Origin of the sequence: Citrobacter sp. Cu096, assembly GCF_030332285.1 — a bacterium.
Taxonomy (GTDB): domain Bacteria; phylum Pseudomonadota; class Gammaproteobacteria; order Enterobacterales; family Enterobacteriaceae; genus Citrobacter; species Citrobacter meridianamericanus.
This window is the reverse complement of record NZ_JAOWID010000019.1, coordinates 453,963-469,501: the sequence shown is the minus strand read 5'-3', so window position 1 is coordinate 469,501 and position 15,539 is coordinate 453,963. Positions and strand designations below refer to the sequence as shown.

14 protein-coding genes are annotated in these 15,539 nt (G+C 50.1%); all 14 read left to right on the top strand.

The window, feature by feature from the left end:
* Positions 1-242: 242 nt before the first annotated feature.
* The gene (atpI, locus tag OGX99_RS06270) at positions 243-623 is read left to right on the top strand and encodes a F0F1 ATP synthase subunit I (RefSeq protein ID WP_151217181.1); all 381 of its coding nucleotides are present in this window, start codon (positions 243-245) and stop codon (positions 621-623) included.
* A gap of 7 nt (positions 624-630) precedes the next feature.
* Positions 631-1,446 carry a F0F1 ATP synthase subunit A gene (gene atpB, locus OGX99_RS06265; RefSeq protein ID WP_151217179.1) on the top strand — a complete coding sequence of 272 codons (816 nt, stop codon included), beginning with the start codon at positions 631-633 and terminating at the stop codon, positions 1,444-1,446.
* Between the two features lie 46 nt (positions 1,447-1,492).
* Entirely contained in the window at positions 1,493-1,732 is a 240-nt protein-coding gene (atpE, locus tag OGX99_RS06260) for a F0F1 ATP synthase subunit C (RefSeq protein WP_003023794.1), read from the top strand.
* Between the two features lie 59 nt (positions 1,733-1,791).
* Positions 1,792-2,262 carry a F0F1 ATP synthase subunit B gene (atpF, locus tag OGX99_RS06255; protein ID WP_003827022.1) on the top strand — a complete coding sequence of 157 codons (471 nt, stop codon included), beginning with the start codon at positions 1,792-1,794 and terminating at the stop codon, positions 2,260-2,262.
* A 14-nt stretch (positions 2,263-2,276) separates the two neighbouring features.
* Positions 2,277-2,810 carry a F0F1 ATP synthase subunit delta gene (gene atpH, locus OGX99_RS06250; RefSeq protein ID WP_151217177.1) on the top strand — a complete coding sequence of 178 codons (534 nt, stop codon included), beginning with the start codon at positions 2,277-2,279 and terminating at the stop codon, positions 2,808-2,810.
* A gap of 12 nt (positions 2,811-2,822) precedes the next feature.
* Complete coding sequence (gene atpA / locus OGX99_RS06245; RefSeq protein WP_003023802.1) at positions 2,823-4,364, top strand: F0F1 ATP synthase subunit alpha; 1,542 nt, start codon at positions 2,823-2,825, stop codon at positions 4,362-4,364.
* 50 nt (positions 4,365-4,414) lie between these two features.
* Positions 4,415-5,278: a F0F1 ATP synthase subunit gamma gene (gene atpG / locus OGX99_RS06240; RefSeq protein ID WP_003023804.1), complete on the top strand. Its 864-nt coding sequence runs from the start codon at positions 4,415-4,417 to the stop codon at positions 5,276-5,278.
* 26 nt (positions 5,279-5,304) lie between these two features.
* Positions 5,305-6,687, top strand: coding sequence for a F0F1 ATP synthase subunit beta (gene atpD, locus OGX99_RS06235; RefSeq protein WP_003023806.1), 1,383 nt, complete (start codon positions 5,305-5,307; stop codon positions 6,685-6,687).
* Positions 6,688-6,707: 20 nt separating this feature from the next.
* Complete coding sequence (locus OGX99_RS06230) at positions 6,708-7,127, top strand: F0F1 ATP synthase subunit epsilon (RefSeq protein WP_003023809.1); 420 nt, start codon at positions 6,708-6,710, stop codon at positions 7,125-7,127.
* A gap of 650 nt (positions 7,128-7,777) precedes the next feature.
* Complete coding sequence (gene glmU, locus OGX99_RS06225) at positions 7,778-9,148, top strand: bifunctional UDP-N-acetylglucosamine diphosphorylase/glucosamine-1-phosphate N-acetyltransferase GlmU (RefSeq protein ID WP_151224047.1); 1,371 nt, start codon at positions 7,778-7,780, stop codon at positions 9,146-9,148.
* A gap of 192 nt (positions 9,149-9,340) precedes the next feature.
* A complete protein-coding gene (gene glmS / locus OGX99_RS06220; protein WP_003023813.1) occupies positions 9,341-11,170 on the top strand; it encodes a glutamine--fructose-6-phosphate transaminase (isomerizing) in 1,830 nt (609 codons plus the stop codon).
* Between the two features lie 461 nt (positions 11,171-11,631).
* A complete protein-coding gene (locus tag OGX99_RS06215; protein WP_151224055.1) occupies positions 11,632-12,216 on the top strand; it encodes a chaperone-usher fimbrial major subunit in 585 nt (194 codons plus the stop codon).
* Positions 12,217-12,299: 83 nt separating this feature from the next.
* The gene (locus OGX99_RS06210; protein ID WP_286542987.1) at positions 12,300-12,980 is read left to right on the top strand and encodes a fimbrial chaperone; all 681 of its coding nucleotides are present in this window, start codon (positions 12,300-12,302) and stop codon (positions 12,978-12,980) included.
* Positions 12,981-13,000: 20 nt separating this feature from the next.
* Positions 13,001-15,538: a fimbria/pilus outer membrane usher protein gene (locus OGX99_RS06205; RefSeq protein WP_286542985.1), complete on the top strand. Its 2,538-nt coding sequence runs from the start codon at positions 13,001-13,003 to the stop codon at positions 15,536-15,538.
* The last annotated feature ends 1 nt before the right edge of the window (position 15,539 follow it).

The window sequence follows — 15,539 nt, the reverse complement described above, 5'->3', positions numbered from 1 at the left end:
TTTGCAGCCAGTATTTACGCGGCTTTTGCAGTTTTGCATGATCGTTCACAGTTTGCATAAAAGTGATAAATGTGGGGTAGCGAAAAATATTTAAACATTTATTCACTTTTTAGCTACTTATTGTTTGAAATCGAGAAGCCGCACCGTATAATTTGACCGCTTTTTGATGCTTGACTCTAAGCCATAAAGAACGTTTTATACGACACGCGGCATACCTCGAAGGGAGCAGGAGTAAAAACGTGATGTCTATGTCGCTCTTGAGTCGAAACGTTGCTCGTAAGCTTTTGCTCACACAGTTTCTGGCGGTAACAGCAAGTGGACTGCTGTTTAGCCTCAAAGACCCTTTCTGGGGCATCTCCGCGTTGTGCGGTGGATTGGCAGTGTTACTGCCTAATGTGTTGTTTATGATATTTGCCTGGCGTCACCAGGCGCATACACCAGCTAAAGGTCGAGTAGCCTGGACGTTCGCTTTTGGCGAAGCCTTCAAGGTGTTAGCGATGCTGGTTTTGCTGGTGGTGGCGTTGGCTGTTTTGAAAGCGGTATTCATGCCGCTGATCGTTACGTGGGTTTTGGTGCTGGTGGTTCAGATACTGGCGCCGGCTGTAATTAACAACAAAGGGTAAAGGCATCATGGCTTCAGAAAATATGACGCCGCAGGATTACATAGGACACCATCTGAATAACCTTCAGTTGGACCTACGTACATTCTCGCTGGTGGATCCGCACAACCCCCCAGCCACCTTCTGGACGCTCAATATTGACTCCATTTTCTTCTCGGTGGTTCTGGGTCTGTTGTTCCTGCTTATGTTCCGTAGCGTGGCCAAAAAGGCGACCAGCGGCGTACCAGGTAAATTTCAGACCGCGATTGAGCTGGTAATCGGCTTTGTGAATGGTAGCGTGAAAGACATGTACCATGGCAAAAGCAAGCTGATTGCTCCGCTGGCCCTGACGATTTTCGTCTGGGTATTCCTGATGAACTTTATGGATTTACTGCCTATCGACCTGCTGCCGTACATCGGTGAGCATATCTTTGGCCTGCCGGCTCTGCGTGTGGTTCCGTCTGCTGACGTGAACATCACCCTGTCGATGGCGCTGGGCGTATTTATCCTCATTCTGTTCTACAGCATCAAAATGAAAGGCATCGGTGGCTTCGCGAAAGAGTTGACGCTGCAGCCGTTCAATCACTGGGCGTTCATCCCTATCAACTTAATCCTTGAAGGGGTAAGCCTGCTGTCCAAACCAATCTCACTTGGTCTGCGACTGTTCGGTAACATGTACGCTGGTGAGCTGATTTTCATTCTGATTGCTGGTCTGTTGCCGTGGTGGTCACAGTGGATCCTGAATGTGCCGTGGGCCATTTTCCACATACTGATTATCACGCTGCAAGCCTTCATATTTATGGTTCTGACGATTGTCTATCTGTCGATGGCATCTGAAGAGCATTAATTTACCAACACTACTACGTTTTAACTGAAACAAACTGGAGACTGTCATGGAAAACCTGAATATGGATCTGCTGTACATTGCTGCCGCTGTGATGATGGGTCTGGCGGCAATCGGTGCTGCGATCGGTATCGGCATCCTCGGGGGTAAATTCCTGGAAGGCGCAGCGCGTCAACCGGATCTGATTCCTCTGCTGCGTACTCAGTTCTTTATCGTTATGGGTCTGGTGGATGCAATCCCAATGATCGCTGTAGGTCTGGGTCTGTACGTGATGTTTGCTGTCGCGTAGTAAGCGTTGCTTGAATTAAGAGCAATATCAGAACGTTAACTAGATAGAGGCATTGTGCTGTGAATCTTAACGCAACAATCCTCGGCCAGGCCATCGCGTTTGTCCTGTTCGTTCTGTTCTGCATGAAGTACGTATGGCCGCCGTTAATGGCTGCCATCGAAAAACGTCAAAAAGAAATTGCTGACGGCCTTGCTTCTGCAGAACGAGCACATAAGGATCTTGACCTTGCAAAGGCCAGCGCGACCGACCAGCTGAAAAAAGCGAAGGCGGAAGCTCAGGTAATCATCGAGCAGGCGAACAAACGCCGCGCTCAGATCCTGGACGAAGCTAAAACTGAAGCAGAGCAGGAACGTACTAAAATCGTGGCACAGGCGCAGGCGGAAATTGACGCCGAGCGTAAACGTGCTCGCGAAGAGCTGCGTAAGCAAGTTGCTATCCTGGCTGTTGCTGGCGCCGAGAAGATCATCGAACGTTCCGTGGATGAAGCTGCTAATAGCGACATCGTGGACAAACTTGTCGCTGAACTGTAAGGAGGGAGGGGCTGATGTCTGAATTTATTACGGTAGCTCGCCCCTACGCCAAAGCAGCTTTTGACTTTGCCGTTGAGCACCAAAGCGTTGACCGTTGGCAGGATATGCTGACGTTTGCCGCTGAGGTGACAAAAAACGAACAAATGGCAGAGCTTCTTTCTGGCGCGCTGGCGCCGGAAACGCTCGCTGAGTCGTTTATCGCCGTGTGCGGTGAGCAGTTGGACGAAAGCGGCCAAAACCTGATTAAGGTAATGGCTGAAAATAACCGTCTGAATGCGCTCCCGGATGTTCTTGAGCAGTTTATTCACCTGCGTGCAGCCAGTGAGGCTATCTCTGAGGTAGAAGTCACTTCTGCCAATGCACTGAGTGATGAACAGCTTACGAAGATTAGTGCAGCGATGGAAAAACGTCTGTCACGCAAAGTTAAGCTGAATTGCAAAATCGATAAGTCTGTAATGGCAGGCGTAATCATCCGAGCGGGTGATATGGTCATTGATGGCAGCGTACGCGGCCGTCTTGAGCGCCTTGCAGACGTCTTGCAGTCTTAAGGGGACTGGAGCATGCAACTGAATTCCACCGAAATCAGCGAACTGATCAAGCAGCGCATTGCTCAGTTCAATGTTGTGAGCGAAGCTCACAACGAAGGTACTATTGTTTCTGTAAGTGACGGTGTTATCCGCATTCACGGCCTGGCCGATTGTATGCAGGGTGAGATGATTTCCCTGCCGGGTAACCGTTACGCTATCGCACTGAACCTGGAGCGCGACTCCGTAGGTGCAGTTGTGATGGGTCCATACGCTGACCTCGCCGAAGGCATGAAGGTTAAGTGTACGGGTCGTATTCTGGAAGTTCCGGTTGGCCGTGGTCTGCTGGGTCGTGTGGTGAATACTCTGGGTTCCCCGATTGACGGTAAAGGTCCGGTTGATAACGATGGCTTCTCGCCAATCGAAGTTATCGCACCTGGCGTAATCGAACGTCAGTCCGTCGACCAGCCAGTACAGACCGGTTATAAATCTGTTGATGCCATGATCCCAATCGGTCGTGGCCAGCGTGAGCTGATCATCGGTGACCGTCAGACGGGTAAAACCGCAATGGCAATCGATGCCATCATCAACCAACGTGACTCCGGCATTAAATGTGTGTACGTGGCTATCGGCCAGAAAGCGTCCACCATTTCTAACGTGGTGCGTAAACTGGAAGAACACGGCGCACTGTCCAACACCATCGTTGTTGTGGCTACCGCGTCTGAATCCGCTGCACTGCAATACCTGGCACCATATGCCGGTTGCGCAATGGGCGAATACTTCCGTGACCGCGGCGAAGATGCGCTGATCGTTTACGATGACCTGTCTAAACAGGCTGTGGCTTACCGTCAGGTTTCCCTGCTGCTCCGTCGTCCGCCAGGACGTGAAGCATTCCCGGGCGACGTATTTTACCTCCACTCCCGTCTGCTGGAACGCGCATCCCGCGTTAACGCGGAATACGTTGAGAAGTTCACCAATGGTGAAGTTAAGGGTAAAACCGGCTCCCTGACCGCTCTGCCGATTATCGAAACCCAGGCGGGTGACGTTTCTGCGTTCGTTCCGACCAACGTAATTTCCATTACCGATGGTCAGATCTTCCTGGAAACTAACCTGTTTAACTCCGGTATTCGTCCGGCAGTTAACCCGGGTATTTCCGTATCTCGTGTAGGTGGCGCAGCGCAGACCAAGATCATCAAGAAACTGTCCGGTGGTATTCGTACCGCACTGGCGCAGTATCGTGAACTGGCAGCGTTTTCTCAGTTCGCTTCCGACCTGGATGAAGCTACGCGTAAGCAGCTGAGCCACGGTCAGAAAGTAACTGAACTGCTGAAGCAGAAACAGTATGCCCCAATGTCTGTTGCACAGCAGGGTGTGGTGCTGTTCGCGGCTGAACGCGGTTACCTCGAAGATGTGGAACTGGCGAAAATCGGTAGCTTCGAAGCCGCTCTGCTGGCTTATGTTGACCGTGACCACGCTCCGCTGATGCAAGAGATCAACCAGTCCGGTGGCTATAACGATGAAATCGAAGGCAAGCTGAAAGCTATCCTCGATTCCTTCAAGGCAACCCAGTCCTGGTAACGTCTGGCGGTCTGCTTTAGGGCGGACCGCAAGGCATTGAGGAGAAGCTCATGGCCGGCGCAAAAGAGATACGTAGTAAGATCGCAAGCGTCCAGAACACGCAGAAGATCACTAAAGCGATGGAGATGGTCGCCGCTTCCAAAATGCGTAAATCGCAGGATCGCATGGCGGCCAGCCGTCCTTATGCAGAGACCATGCGCAAAGTGATTGGTCACCTTGCGAATGGTAATCTGGAATATAAGCACCCTTACCTGGAAGAACGCGACGTTAAACGCGTGGGCTACCTGGTGGTGTCGACCGACCGTGGTCTGTGCGGTGGCTTGAACATTAACCTGTTCAAAAAGCTGCTGGCGGATATGAAAACATGGTCCGATAAAGGCGTTCAGTGCGATATCGCAATGATCGGCTCTAAGGGCGTGTCTTTCTTTAATTCCGTTGGCGGTAATGTGATTGCTCAGGTAACCGGTATGGGAGATAACCCTTCCCTGTCGGAACTGATCGGTCCGGTTAAAGTGATGCTGCAGGCCTACGATGAAGGTCGCCTGGACAGACTGTACGTTGTCAGCAACAAATTTATTAACACCATGTCTCAGACGCCAACCATCACGCAACTGCTGCCTCTGCCGGCATCAGATGATGATGAGTTGAAGCGTAAATCCTGGGATTACCTGTATGAGCCGGACCCGAAAGCGCTGCTGGATACCCTGCTGCGTCGTTATGTCGAGTCTCAGGTTTATCAGGGCGTGGTAGAAAACCTGGCCAGCGAGCAGGCCGCACGTATGGTGGCGATGAAAGCCGCGACCGACAATGGCGGCAGCCTGATTAAAGAGCTGCAGTTGGTATACAACAAAGCTCGTCAGGCCAGCATTACTCAGGAACTCACCGAGATCGTCGGTGGTGCATCCGCGGTATAACCAGGTTAATTCGTAGAGGATTCAAGATGGCTACTGGAAAAATTGTCCAGGTAATCGGCGCCGTGGTTGACGTCGAATTCCCTCAGGATGCCGTACCGCGCGTGTACGATGCTCTTGAGGTTATGAATGGTAAAGAGAGCCTGGTGCTGGAAGTTCAGCAGCAGCTCGGCGGCGGTATCGTGCGTACCATCGCTATGGGTTCTTCCGACGGTCTGCGTCGTGGTCTTGAAGTTAAAGACCTCGAGCACCCGATCGAAGTCCCGGTAGGTAAAGCAACTCTGGGTCGTATCATGAACGTCCTGGGGCATCCGATCGACATGAAAGGCGATATCGGTGAAGAAGAGCGTTGGGCTATCCACCGCGCGGCACCTTCCTACGAAGAGCTGTCAAGCTCTCAGGAACTGCTGGAAACTGGTATCAAAGTTATCGACCTGATGTGTCCGTTCGCTAAGGGCGGTAAAGTTGGTCTGTTCGGTGGTGCGGGTGTAGGTAAAACCGTAAACATGATGGAGCTGATCCGTAACATCGCGATCGAACACTCCGGTTACTCTGTGTTTGCGGGCGTAGGTGAACGTACTCGTGAGGGTAACGACTTCTACCACGAAATGACCGACTCCAACGTTCTGGACAAAGTATCTCTGGTATATGGCCAGATGAACGAGCCGCCGGGAAACCGTCTGCGTGTTGCGCTGACCGGTCTGACCATGGCTGAGAAGTTCCGTGACGAAGGTCGTGACGTTCTGCTGTTCGTTGATAACATCTATCGTTATACCCTGGCCGGTACAGAAGTATCTGCACTGCTGGGTCGTATGCCATCAGCGGTAGGCTACCAGCCGACCCTGGCGGAAGAGATGGGTGTTCTGCAGGAACGTATCACCTCCACCAAAACCGGTTCTATCACCTCCGTTCAGGCGGTATACGTACCAGCGGATGACTTGACTGACCCATCCCCAGCAACCACCTTTGCTCACTTGGATGCAACCGTGGTACTGAGCCGTCAGATCGCATCTCTGGGTATCTACCCGGCAGTTGACCCGCTGGATTCCACCAGCCGTCAGCTGGATCCGCTGGTTGTTGGTCAGGAACACTACGACACCGCGCGTGGCGTACAGTCCCTGCTGCAGCGTTATCAGGAACTGAAAGACATTATCGCCATCCTGGGTATGGATGAACTGTCTGAAGAAGATAAACTGGTGGTAGCACGTGCGCGTAAAATTCAGCGCTTCCTGTCCCAGCCGTTCTTCGTTGCGGAAGTATTCACCGGTTCTCCGGGCAAATACGTTTCCCTGAAAGACACCATCCGTGGCTTTAAAGGCATCATGGAAGGCGAATACGACCACCTGCCAGAGCAGGCGTTCTACATGGTTGGTTCTATCGACGAAGCCGTGGAAAAAGCCAAAAAACTTTAACGCCTTAATCGGAGGGTGATATGGCAATGACTTACCACCTGGACGTCGTCAGCGCAGAGCAACAAATGTTCTCTGGTCTGGTCGAAAAAATCCAGGTAACGGGTAGTGAAGGTGAACTGGGTATTTTCCCTGGTCACGCACCGCTGCTCACCGCCATTAAGCCTGGTATGATCCGCATCGTTAAACAGTTCGGTCATGAAGAGTTTATCTACCTGTCCGGCGGCATTCTCGAAGTGCAGCCAGGCAGCGTGACCGTTCTGGCTGATACCGCGATTCGCGGACAGGATCTCGATGAAGCGAGAGCCCTGGAAGCGAAGCGTAAGGCTGAAGAGCACATCAAGAGCTCTCATGGTGACGTGGATTACGCTCAGGCATCTGCGGAACTGGCCAAAGCGATCGCGAAACTGCGCGTTATCGAGTTGACCAAAAAAGCGATGTAACACCGGCTTGAAAGCACAAAGGCCAGTCTGGTTTCCAGGCTGGCTTTTTTTTTGGTTTTGTTGCAAGAACATTTAAATTAAAAGCTGTTTTGTGATTTAGATCATAAAAACATTGATTGGCTAAAAAATGCGGCGTAGACTCTTTTTTATGTGATGTATGTCACAAAATGAACTCGGATAAAAAGAGATGCCAACATGAAATTACTCAATAAAATCATCGCCATGTTCAGCAATATGAGCTTTTAGCCTTTACCTGCATGTCCTGTGGCGCGATGCTTGATACGGTTTATCAGCCAGCGCCCCTTGTTGTAATAAATCCCCTCCCCCTACTCCTCTGCCTCAAATGTTTATTTTTGCTTACGCATTTTCGGTTTCTCACTGAATCACAAAATAAAATCGGACCATGCATTCGTAACTCTTTATTCATGCGGTAAAAAAATAGCAAAAACATTAACCTAAGGCTTTAATAAGAGCAGGTCCCAGGTTTTTTGAAGACAAAAGACACTGATATAGACGAAAATGGTGAGTTATCAGATGGGGAATTTCCCCGATTGAACGTTTTATCTTCGGTCCATTTTACGCTGAAAAAAATGTAGTATTTTCAATGTGAAACGGTATAAATTCGTTCTCAAATTACAGTCAGGACGTGTATGTTGAATAATGCTATGAGCGTCGTGATCCTTGCCGCAGGCAAAGGCACGCGTATGTATTCCGATCTCCCTAAAGTGCTGCATACCCTCGCAGGAAAACCGATGGTTCAGCATGTCATTGATGCAGCTAATGAATTAGGTGCGACTCACGTACATCTGGTCTACGGACACGGTGGTGATTTGCTCAAGCAAACGCTGAAGGATGGCAACCTGAACTGGGTTCTGCAGGCGGAGCAGTTGGGTACCGGCCATGCGATGCAGCAGGCGGCGCCATTCTTTGGTGATGACGAAGACATTTTAATGCTCTATGGCGATGTGCCGCTGATTTCCACCGAAACGTTACGTCACCTGCGTGAAGCGAAACCGCAGGGCGGCATTGGCTTGCTAACGGTAAAACTCGATGACCCAACCGGCTATGGGCGAATTACCCGCGATAACGGCAACGTCACGGGTATCGTCGAGCATAAAGATGCCACCGACGAGCAACGTCAAATCCAGGAAATAAACACTGGTATCCTGATTGCCAACGGTGCTGACATGAAGCGCTGGCTGTCCAGACTGACCAATAATAATGCTCAGGGTGAATATTACATCACCGATATCATTGCGATGGCGTATCAGGAAGGACGTGAAATTGCTGCAGTACATCCAGCACGCATTAGCGAAACAGAAGGGGTGAATAACCGTCTTCAGCTATCCCGTCTGGAACGTGTTTATCAGTCCGAGCAGGCAGAAAAACTGCTGCTGGCGGGCGTGATGCTGCGCGATCCGGCACGTTTTGATCTTCGCGGTACGCTTATTCACGGGCGAGATGTTGAAATTGATACTAACGTTATCATTGAAGGTAACGTAACCGTTGGGGATCGCGTCAAGATTGGCGCTGGCTGCATCATCAAAAACAGCGTTATTGGTGAGGGTTGCGAGCTTAGCCCATACAGTGTGGTGGAAGATGCCCATCTGGAAGCTGCTTGCACCATCGGTCCATTCGCGCGTCTGCGCCCAGGTGCTGAGCTGCAGGAAGGCGCACACGTGGGTAACTTCGTTGAAATGAAAAAAGCGCGTCTGGGTAAAGGCTCCAAAGCCGGTCATCTGACCTACCTGGGCGATGCGGAAATTGGCGATAACGTGAACATCGGTGCAGGGACGATCACCTGCAACTACGATGGTGCTAATAAATTTAAAACCATTATTGGTGATGATGTGTTTGTGGGTTCGGATACTCAGTTGGTAGCGCCTGTCACTGTGGGTAAAGGTGCGACCATTGCCGCCGGGACCACTGTTACGCGTAATGTCGCCGATAACGAACTGGTATTAAGCCGTGTACCGCAGGTCCATAAACAGGGCTGGCAGCGTCCGGTGAAGAAGAAGTAATTTAGTTTTTTGCCGAATGGCATACGTGTTTATTCGGCAGATAAGGGACGAGGAGATAAACATATATCTCCCGCCCACTAGTAATACCTATAAAAATAACCCCACTCTCTACAAGGCTCGGGGCGCCCGGAAAGGGCAAATACAGGTCAGCGACAACGACAGGCATAATGCCTAAATTCGGAATCAAAAAATATGTGTGGAATTGTTGGCGCTATCGCGCAGCGTGATGTAGCTGAAATCCTTCTCGAAGGTTTACGTCGTCTGGAATATCGTGGTTATGACTCTGCTGGTCTGGCCGTCGTCGATGCTGAAGGTAACATGACTCGTCTGCGTCGTCTGGGTAAAGTTCAGATGCTGACTGCTGCTGCGGAAGAACATCCGCTGCATGGTGGTACAGGTATCGCTCATACCCGTTGGGCAACACACGGTGAACCTTCAGAAGCGAACGCGCATCCCCATGTTTCTGAACACATTGTTGTGGTGCATAACGGCATCATTGAAAACCATGAACCACTGCGTGAACTGCTGAAAACCCGTGGCTATACCTTTGTTTCTGAAACCGACACCGAAGTGATTGCTCACCTGGTGCACTGGGAGTTGGAACAGGGTGGAACGCTGCGTGAAGCCGTGCTGCGTACTATTCCGCAGCTGCGCGGTGCCTACGGCACAGTGATCATGGATACCCGTAACCCAGAAACTCTGCTGGCGGCCCGTTCTGGTAGCCCGCTGGTCATTGGTCTGGGCATGGGTGAGAACTTTATCGCTTCCGACCAGCTGGCGCTGCTGCCGGTAACCCGTCGCTTTATCTTCCTGGAAGAGGGCGACATCGCGGAAGTGACCCGTCGTTCTGTCTCTATTTTCGACAAGTCTGGCGCAGAAGTGAAACGTCAGGATATCGAATCGAATCTGCAGTATGACGCGGGCGAAAAAGGTATTTATCGCCACTACATGCAGAAAGAGATCTACGAACAGCCGAACGCGATTAAAAATACGCTGACCGGGCGCATTAGCCACGGTGAAGTGGATTTAAGCGAGCTGGGTTCGCGTGCCAACGAGCTGCTGTCTCAGGTTGAACATATCCAGATTATCGCCTGCGGTACGTCGTACAACTCCGGTATGGTGTCCCGCTACTGGTTTGAATCGCTGGCGGGTATTCCTTGTGATGTCGAAATCGCTTCCGAATTCCGCTATCGTAAATCTGCTGTGCGTCGTAACAGCCTGATGATTACCCTTTCTCAGTCCGGTGAAACGGCGGATACCCTGGCGGGCCTGCGCTTATCTAAAGAGCTGGGCTATCTGGGATCGCTGGCTATCTGTAACGTTCCGGGCTCCTCTCTGGTGCGTGAATCTGACCTGGCGATGATGACCAATGCCGGTACCGAAATCGGTGTGGCCTCCACGAAGGCATTTACCACCCAGCTGACTGTTCTGCTGATGCTGGTGGCGAAACTGTCTCGTCTGAAAGGCCTGGATGCGTCTATTGAGCAGGAGATCGTTCACGGTCTGCAGGCGCTGCCGAGTCGTATTGAGCAGATGCTGTCTCAGGACAAGCGCATTGCTGCTCTGGCGGAAGGTTTCTCTGACAAACACCATGCGCTGTTCCTTGGCCGTGGCGATCAGTACCCCATCGCGCTGGAAGGCGCGCTGAAGCTGAAAGAGATCTCGTATATTCACGCTGAAGCATATGCCGCAGGCGAACTGAAGCACGGTCCGCTGGCGCTGATTGATGCTGATATGCCGGTTATCGTGGTCGCACCGAACAACGAACTGTTGGAAAAACTGAAATCTAACATTGAAGAAGTTCGCGCGCGTGGCGGTCAGCTGTACGTCTTTGCCGATCAGGATGCAGGCTTTACCAGCAGCGAAAACATGCACATCATTGAGATGCCGCATGTGGAAGAGGTGATTGCACCCATCTTCTACACAGTTCCGCTGCAACTGCTGGCGTATCACGTGGCGCTGATTAAAGGCACCGACGTGGATCAGCCGCGTAACCTGGCGAAATCAGTTACTGTAGAGTAATGCTTTGAGCCAACATAAGCCACCGGGATTCCGGTGGCTTTTTTTATGTCTGCATACAAAACACTATGTTTTGGTTGTTATTATAAATAACTACTTTTTTGTATTTTATTTGTTTTTTTTATACCTGTTTGTTTATTTGTGTTTTTAATTGATATAAAAAATTGTTGTTAATTTTTTATTAATTTACTTTATGAATTATCATTGTGTTTTATGTAAATTAAATCTGAAAATCACATGAAAACAAGTGTCTGTTTTGAATTGATTGTATATCTCGTGCTAATATTATAAAAGTAAGTATTGTTTTTTTGTGTTTATTTTATTTTGCTTATATTTAAACTTGTTTAATTAATATTGATTTAATTGCTTATTGTGACAGGTTGAGTATTATTGCTGCCGTAGGGATAGCGTGTTTCATTATTTTAAATGGAACGCAAATATATAATATTATTGGTAGTGTCATAATGAAACTTAATTCAATTTCTCGCGTATTAATTTTATCCTTTAGCCTGTCTGCTGGTTATGCTATTGCAAATGATGGGAATGTTCACTTCACTGGCGAAGTTATCGACAGCACCTGCGAAGTGACGACGGAGACAGCAAATCAAACTGTCAAACTCGGGAAAGTTAATAAAACCGCATTTACCGGCGTCGGCAGCACGGCTGCGCCAGCTAATTTCCATATTGATCTGGATAAATGTCCGGCAACTTATACCAAGGCTGCCGTTCGCTTTGATGCCGTTGATACAAACGGTACATTTAAAGGCAATGCCGATGGCGACGTAACGGTAGGGTTCCCCGTGGAATCGACAGCGCCGGGCGATTTTACGGGAACAGGTACCGCAGCGGCGGCAACCGGCGTGGCGATTCGTCTTTATAACAGCAGCGATAACTCCCATCTCAAAATTGGCGACGATTCTACCCCTGTGACTATTTCTTCAGGGAAGGCCTCTATGCCATTTATCGCGCGTTATATTGCAACTTCTGCGACTGTAACGCCGGGTACCGCGAACGCCGATACGCAGTTCACCGTTATTTACACCAAGTAATAGACAATCATGAAATGAATGACGCTCATGTTGATAAAAATTATGAACAGTGGGCGTCTTTTTAAGGAGAAATTGTTGTGATTATGCGGTTACTGAAAGGAATCATTGCTGCACTGTTATTGGTTAATATTTCATCCTGTTTTGCGGGGATCGTGATTGGTGGTACGCGAGTTATTTTCCCCGGCAGTGAGATGGATACAACGATCTCTATTTATAACAAAGAGACTGAGCTTCCCTATCTTATTCAGGCATGGGTTGAGCCGTTTGACAGTAAAGATAAAAGTAAACCTCCTTTTACTGTTGTTCCTCCGGTGTCTCGCCTGGAAGCCAGCCAGGAAAAGATCCTGCGAATAATTAAAACTGCCGGTGATTTACCGAAAGATTGCGAATCTTTTTTCTGGCTGAGTGTGAAAAATATTCCCCCTACCAGCACCGACAAAGACAGCAGTAAGCTGGAAATTGCGGTGAAAACCAAAATCAAACTTTTCTGGCGCCCGGCGGGCATTACGCTCACGCCGGAAAAAGCCGTTGCCAACGTGAAATGGCATAAGCAGGGAAATAACCTGATTGTTAAGAATAACAACCCTATTCATATCAATATCATGGATGTGCTGATTGATGGAAAAGATGTACCGCTCAATATGATTCGCCCCTTTGAAACCTTAACCCTGCCTTTGCCTTCTGGCAGCGGCGGCCATTCACTGGACTGGCGCTTTATCTATGATACTGGCGCAGTGAGCAAGGCTCAGAAACAAGCGTTGTGATGGTCTTGAGAAGGAGTTTTATGCCAGGCTCACGTCTTTTTCCCGTACTTATTTCCGGTGCGTGTTTATGTGCGGCAACTCAGGTTGACGCACAGGGGTATTCATTTAACCCACGACTGCTGGAAATTGACCACCCGGTGGATATTGATATTCGCCAGTTTAATCGCGCGAATATGCAGCCGCCTGGGGAATATAAAGTTGATGTGGTGGTGAACGGCAAAGCCTTTGAGCCACAAACTATTCGCTTTGTACAGGACCCTCCCGAGTCGGAACTTCATCCGTGTTTTGTGGCCGTGAAAGAGGCGTTGTCTGCTCTTGGCGTGAAAGTCGAGGCGTTAAAAACGCTCAACGATGTCGATAACAGCGCCTGCGTCAACCCGATGCCGCTGGTTGAGGGATCTAAATGGGTATTTGATGCCAATGCGCTGGCATTAAATATCTCCGTGCCGCAAATTTACCTTGATTCAACCGCTCAGGGTTATATTCCTCCCTCCCGCTGGGATGAAGGTATTAACGCCCTAATGGTCAACTATGATTTTTCCGGCTCGCATACCCTTAAATCAAATTACGGTTCGGAAGATGACGATACCTACTACCTGAATCTGCGAAACGGGCTGAATATCGGCGCGTGGCGTTTTCGTAACTACAGCACGGTGAATGCCACCAACAGCAGCATTGATGTTCGCTCTGCCAACAACTACGTGCAACGCGATATCGCCACCCTGCGTAGCCAGATAATGGCTGGCGACACCTGGACGGCGAGCGATGTATTTGACGGCACCCAGATCCGCGGTGTCAGACTTTACACTGACGACGACATGCTGCCGTCGAATCTGAACAACTTTGCACCGGTGGTGCGCGGTATTGCTAAAAGTAACGCCACGGTCACTATTCGTCAGAATAACTATGTGATTTATCAATCGGCTGTGCCTCAGGGAGCATTTGAGATCACCGATCTTAACACCACCAGCACCGGTGGCGATCTGGACGTGACCATCAAAGAAGAAAACGGTAGCGAACAGCATTTTACCCAACCCTACTCCACGCTAGCGATTATGAAGCGAGAAGGGCAAACCGACGTTGATATAAGCGTGGGGGAAATGCGCGATGAAAACCATTTCAGACCCAAGGTTGCCCAGGCACAGATTCTGCGCGGCCTACCGTGGGGTATCACTGCCTATGGCGGCACGCAAATCGCGCAGGATTACTCTGCCGTTGCGCTAGGCATTGGTAAAGATATGGGCTCACTCGGCGCGCTCTCATTTGACGTGACTCAGGCGCATTCTCATTTTGACGATAGCGATGATGAAAAAGGGCAATCTTATCGTTTTCTCTACTCTAAACGCTTCGATAATACCGATACCACTTTCCGCCTGGTGGGCTACCGCTATTCAACGCAGGGATACTACTCACTCAATGAGTGGGCCTCTCGTCAGAACGACAGCGAAAATTTCTGGAACACCGGGAACCGGCGCAGCCGGCTTGAAGGTACCTGGACGCAAGCATTTCCCAACGGGTATGGCAGTCTTTATTTAACGTTAAGCCGCCAGGAGTACTGGAAGACCAACGCCGTCGATCGCATGGTGCAGTTTGGCTATAGCAATCGCTGGCGAACAGTGTCATGGAACCTTTCATGGAATTATATCGACTCGGTTGGCACCTACTACGCTAACAATAATGGTTACGCAAACGAGAATAATAACGACCACGAACAGACGGTTATGCTTACACTCTCCTTCCCGCTGTCAGGAAGTATGACGAACAGCTACGTCGACTACTCCATGATGCAGAATAATCACCATGACAGTTCCATACAGGCGGGGATCGGCGGTACGCTGCTGGAAGATCGCAACCTCTCTTATAACGTTCAGGGCGCCTGGAATAACGCGGATAACGCCGCCTACAGCAGCAATGCTAGCCTCGACTATGATGGCACTTATGGTTCCATTAACGGCAGCTATGCCTGGAGCCGCGACACTCAAACCTTTAACTATGGCGCTCGTGGCGGCATTCTGGTACATGGCAGCGGTGTGACGTTCTCACAGGAACTGGGAGAAACGGTTGCACTGGTGGAAGCGCCTGGCGCGGCAGGGCTATCAGTGGAAAATGAAGGCGGCGTGTCGACCGACTGGCGGGGTTATACGGTGAAAACCCAGATGAATGCCTACGGTGAAAACCGGGTCGCCATCGACAGCCGCTACTTCTCGCGCGCCAATGTTGAGCTGGATAACACGGTGGTGAATCTGGTGCCGACGCGCGGTGCGGTGGTGAAAGCAACATTTGTTACCCATGTGGGATATCGCGTGCTGTTTACGGTAACGTTAGCCAATGGCAAGCCCGCGCCATTTGGTTCGATGGTTTCGGCTGAACTGGAAGCCGGTACGGTGACGGGCATTGTGGGCGATAACGGCGAAGTGTATCTTGCCGGGATGCCGGAAGAGGGTGATTTCGCATTAAGCTGGGGAAATAATGCCACGGACAAATGTATGGCACATTACTCATTTACAGCTAAACCGCAGGATACGAGTTTAGTTCAGCTTAATACCGCGTGTCATTAAA

Excerpts from the sequence above, each read along its gene's own strand:
- atpI (WP_151217181.1), top strand. The coding sequence starts at position 243 with ATGTCTATGTCGCTCTTGAGTCGAAACGTTGCTCGTAAGCTTTTGCTC.
- atpB (WP_151217179.1), top strand. The coding sequence starts at position 631 with ATGGCTTCAGAAAATATGACGCCGCAGGATTACATAGGACACCATCTG.
- OGX99_RS06205 (WP_286542985.1), top strand. The coding sequence starts at position 13,001 with ATGCCAGGCTCACGTCTTTTTCCCGTACTTATTTCCGGTGCGTGTTTA.
- OGX99_RS06215 (WP_151224055.1), top strand. The coding sequence starts at position 11,632 with ATGAAACTTAATTCAATTTCTCGCGTATTAATTTTATCCTTTAGCCTG.
- OGX99_RS06230 (WP_003023809.1), top strand. The coding sequence starts at position 6,708 with ATGGCAATGACTTACCACCTGGACGTCGTCAGCGCAGAGCAACAAATG.
- glmU (WP_151224047.1), top strand. The coding sequence starts at position 7,778 with ATGTTGAATAATGCTATGAGCGTCGTGATCCTTGCCGCAGGCAAAGGC.
- OGX99_RS06210 (WP_286542987.1), top strand. The coding sequence starts at position 12,300 with ATGCGGTTACTGAAAGGAATCATTGCTGCACTGTTATTGGTTAATATT.
- glmS (WP_003023813.1), top strand. The coding sequence starts at position 9,341 with ATGTGTGGAATTGTTGGCGCTATCGCGCAGCGTGATGTAGCTGAAATC.
- atpG (WP_003023804.1), top strand. The coding sequence starts at position 4,415 with ATGGCCGGCGCAAAAGAGATACGTAGTAAGATCGCAAGCGTCCAGAAC.
- atpH (WP_151217177.1), top strand. The coding sequence starts at position 2,277 with ATGTCTGAATTTATTACGGTAGCTCGCCCCTACGCCAAAGCAGCTTTT.
- atpA (WP_003023802.1), top strand. The coding sequence starts at position 2,823 with ATGCAACTGAATTCCACCGAAATCAGCGAACTGATCAAGCAGCGCATT.
- atpD (WP_003023806.1), top strand. The coding sequence starts at position 5,305 with ATGGCTACTGGAAAAATTGTCCAGGTAATCGGCGCCGTGGTTGACGTC.
- atpE (WP_003023794.1), top strand. The coding sequence starts at position 1,493 with ATGGAAAACCTGAATATGGATCTGCTGTACATTGCTGCCGCTGTGATG.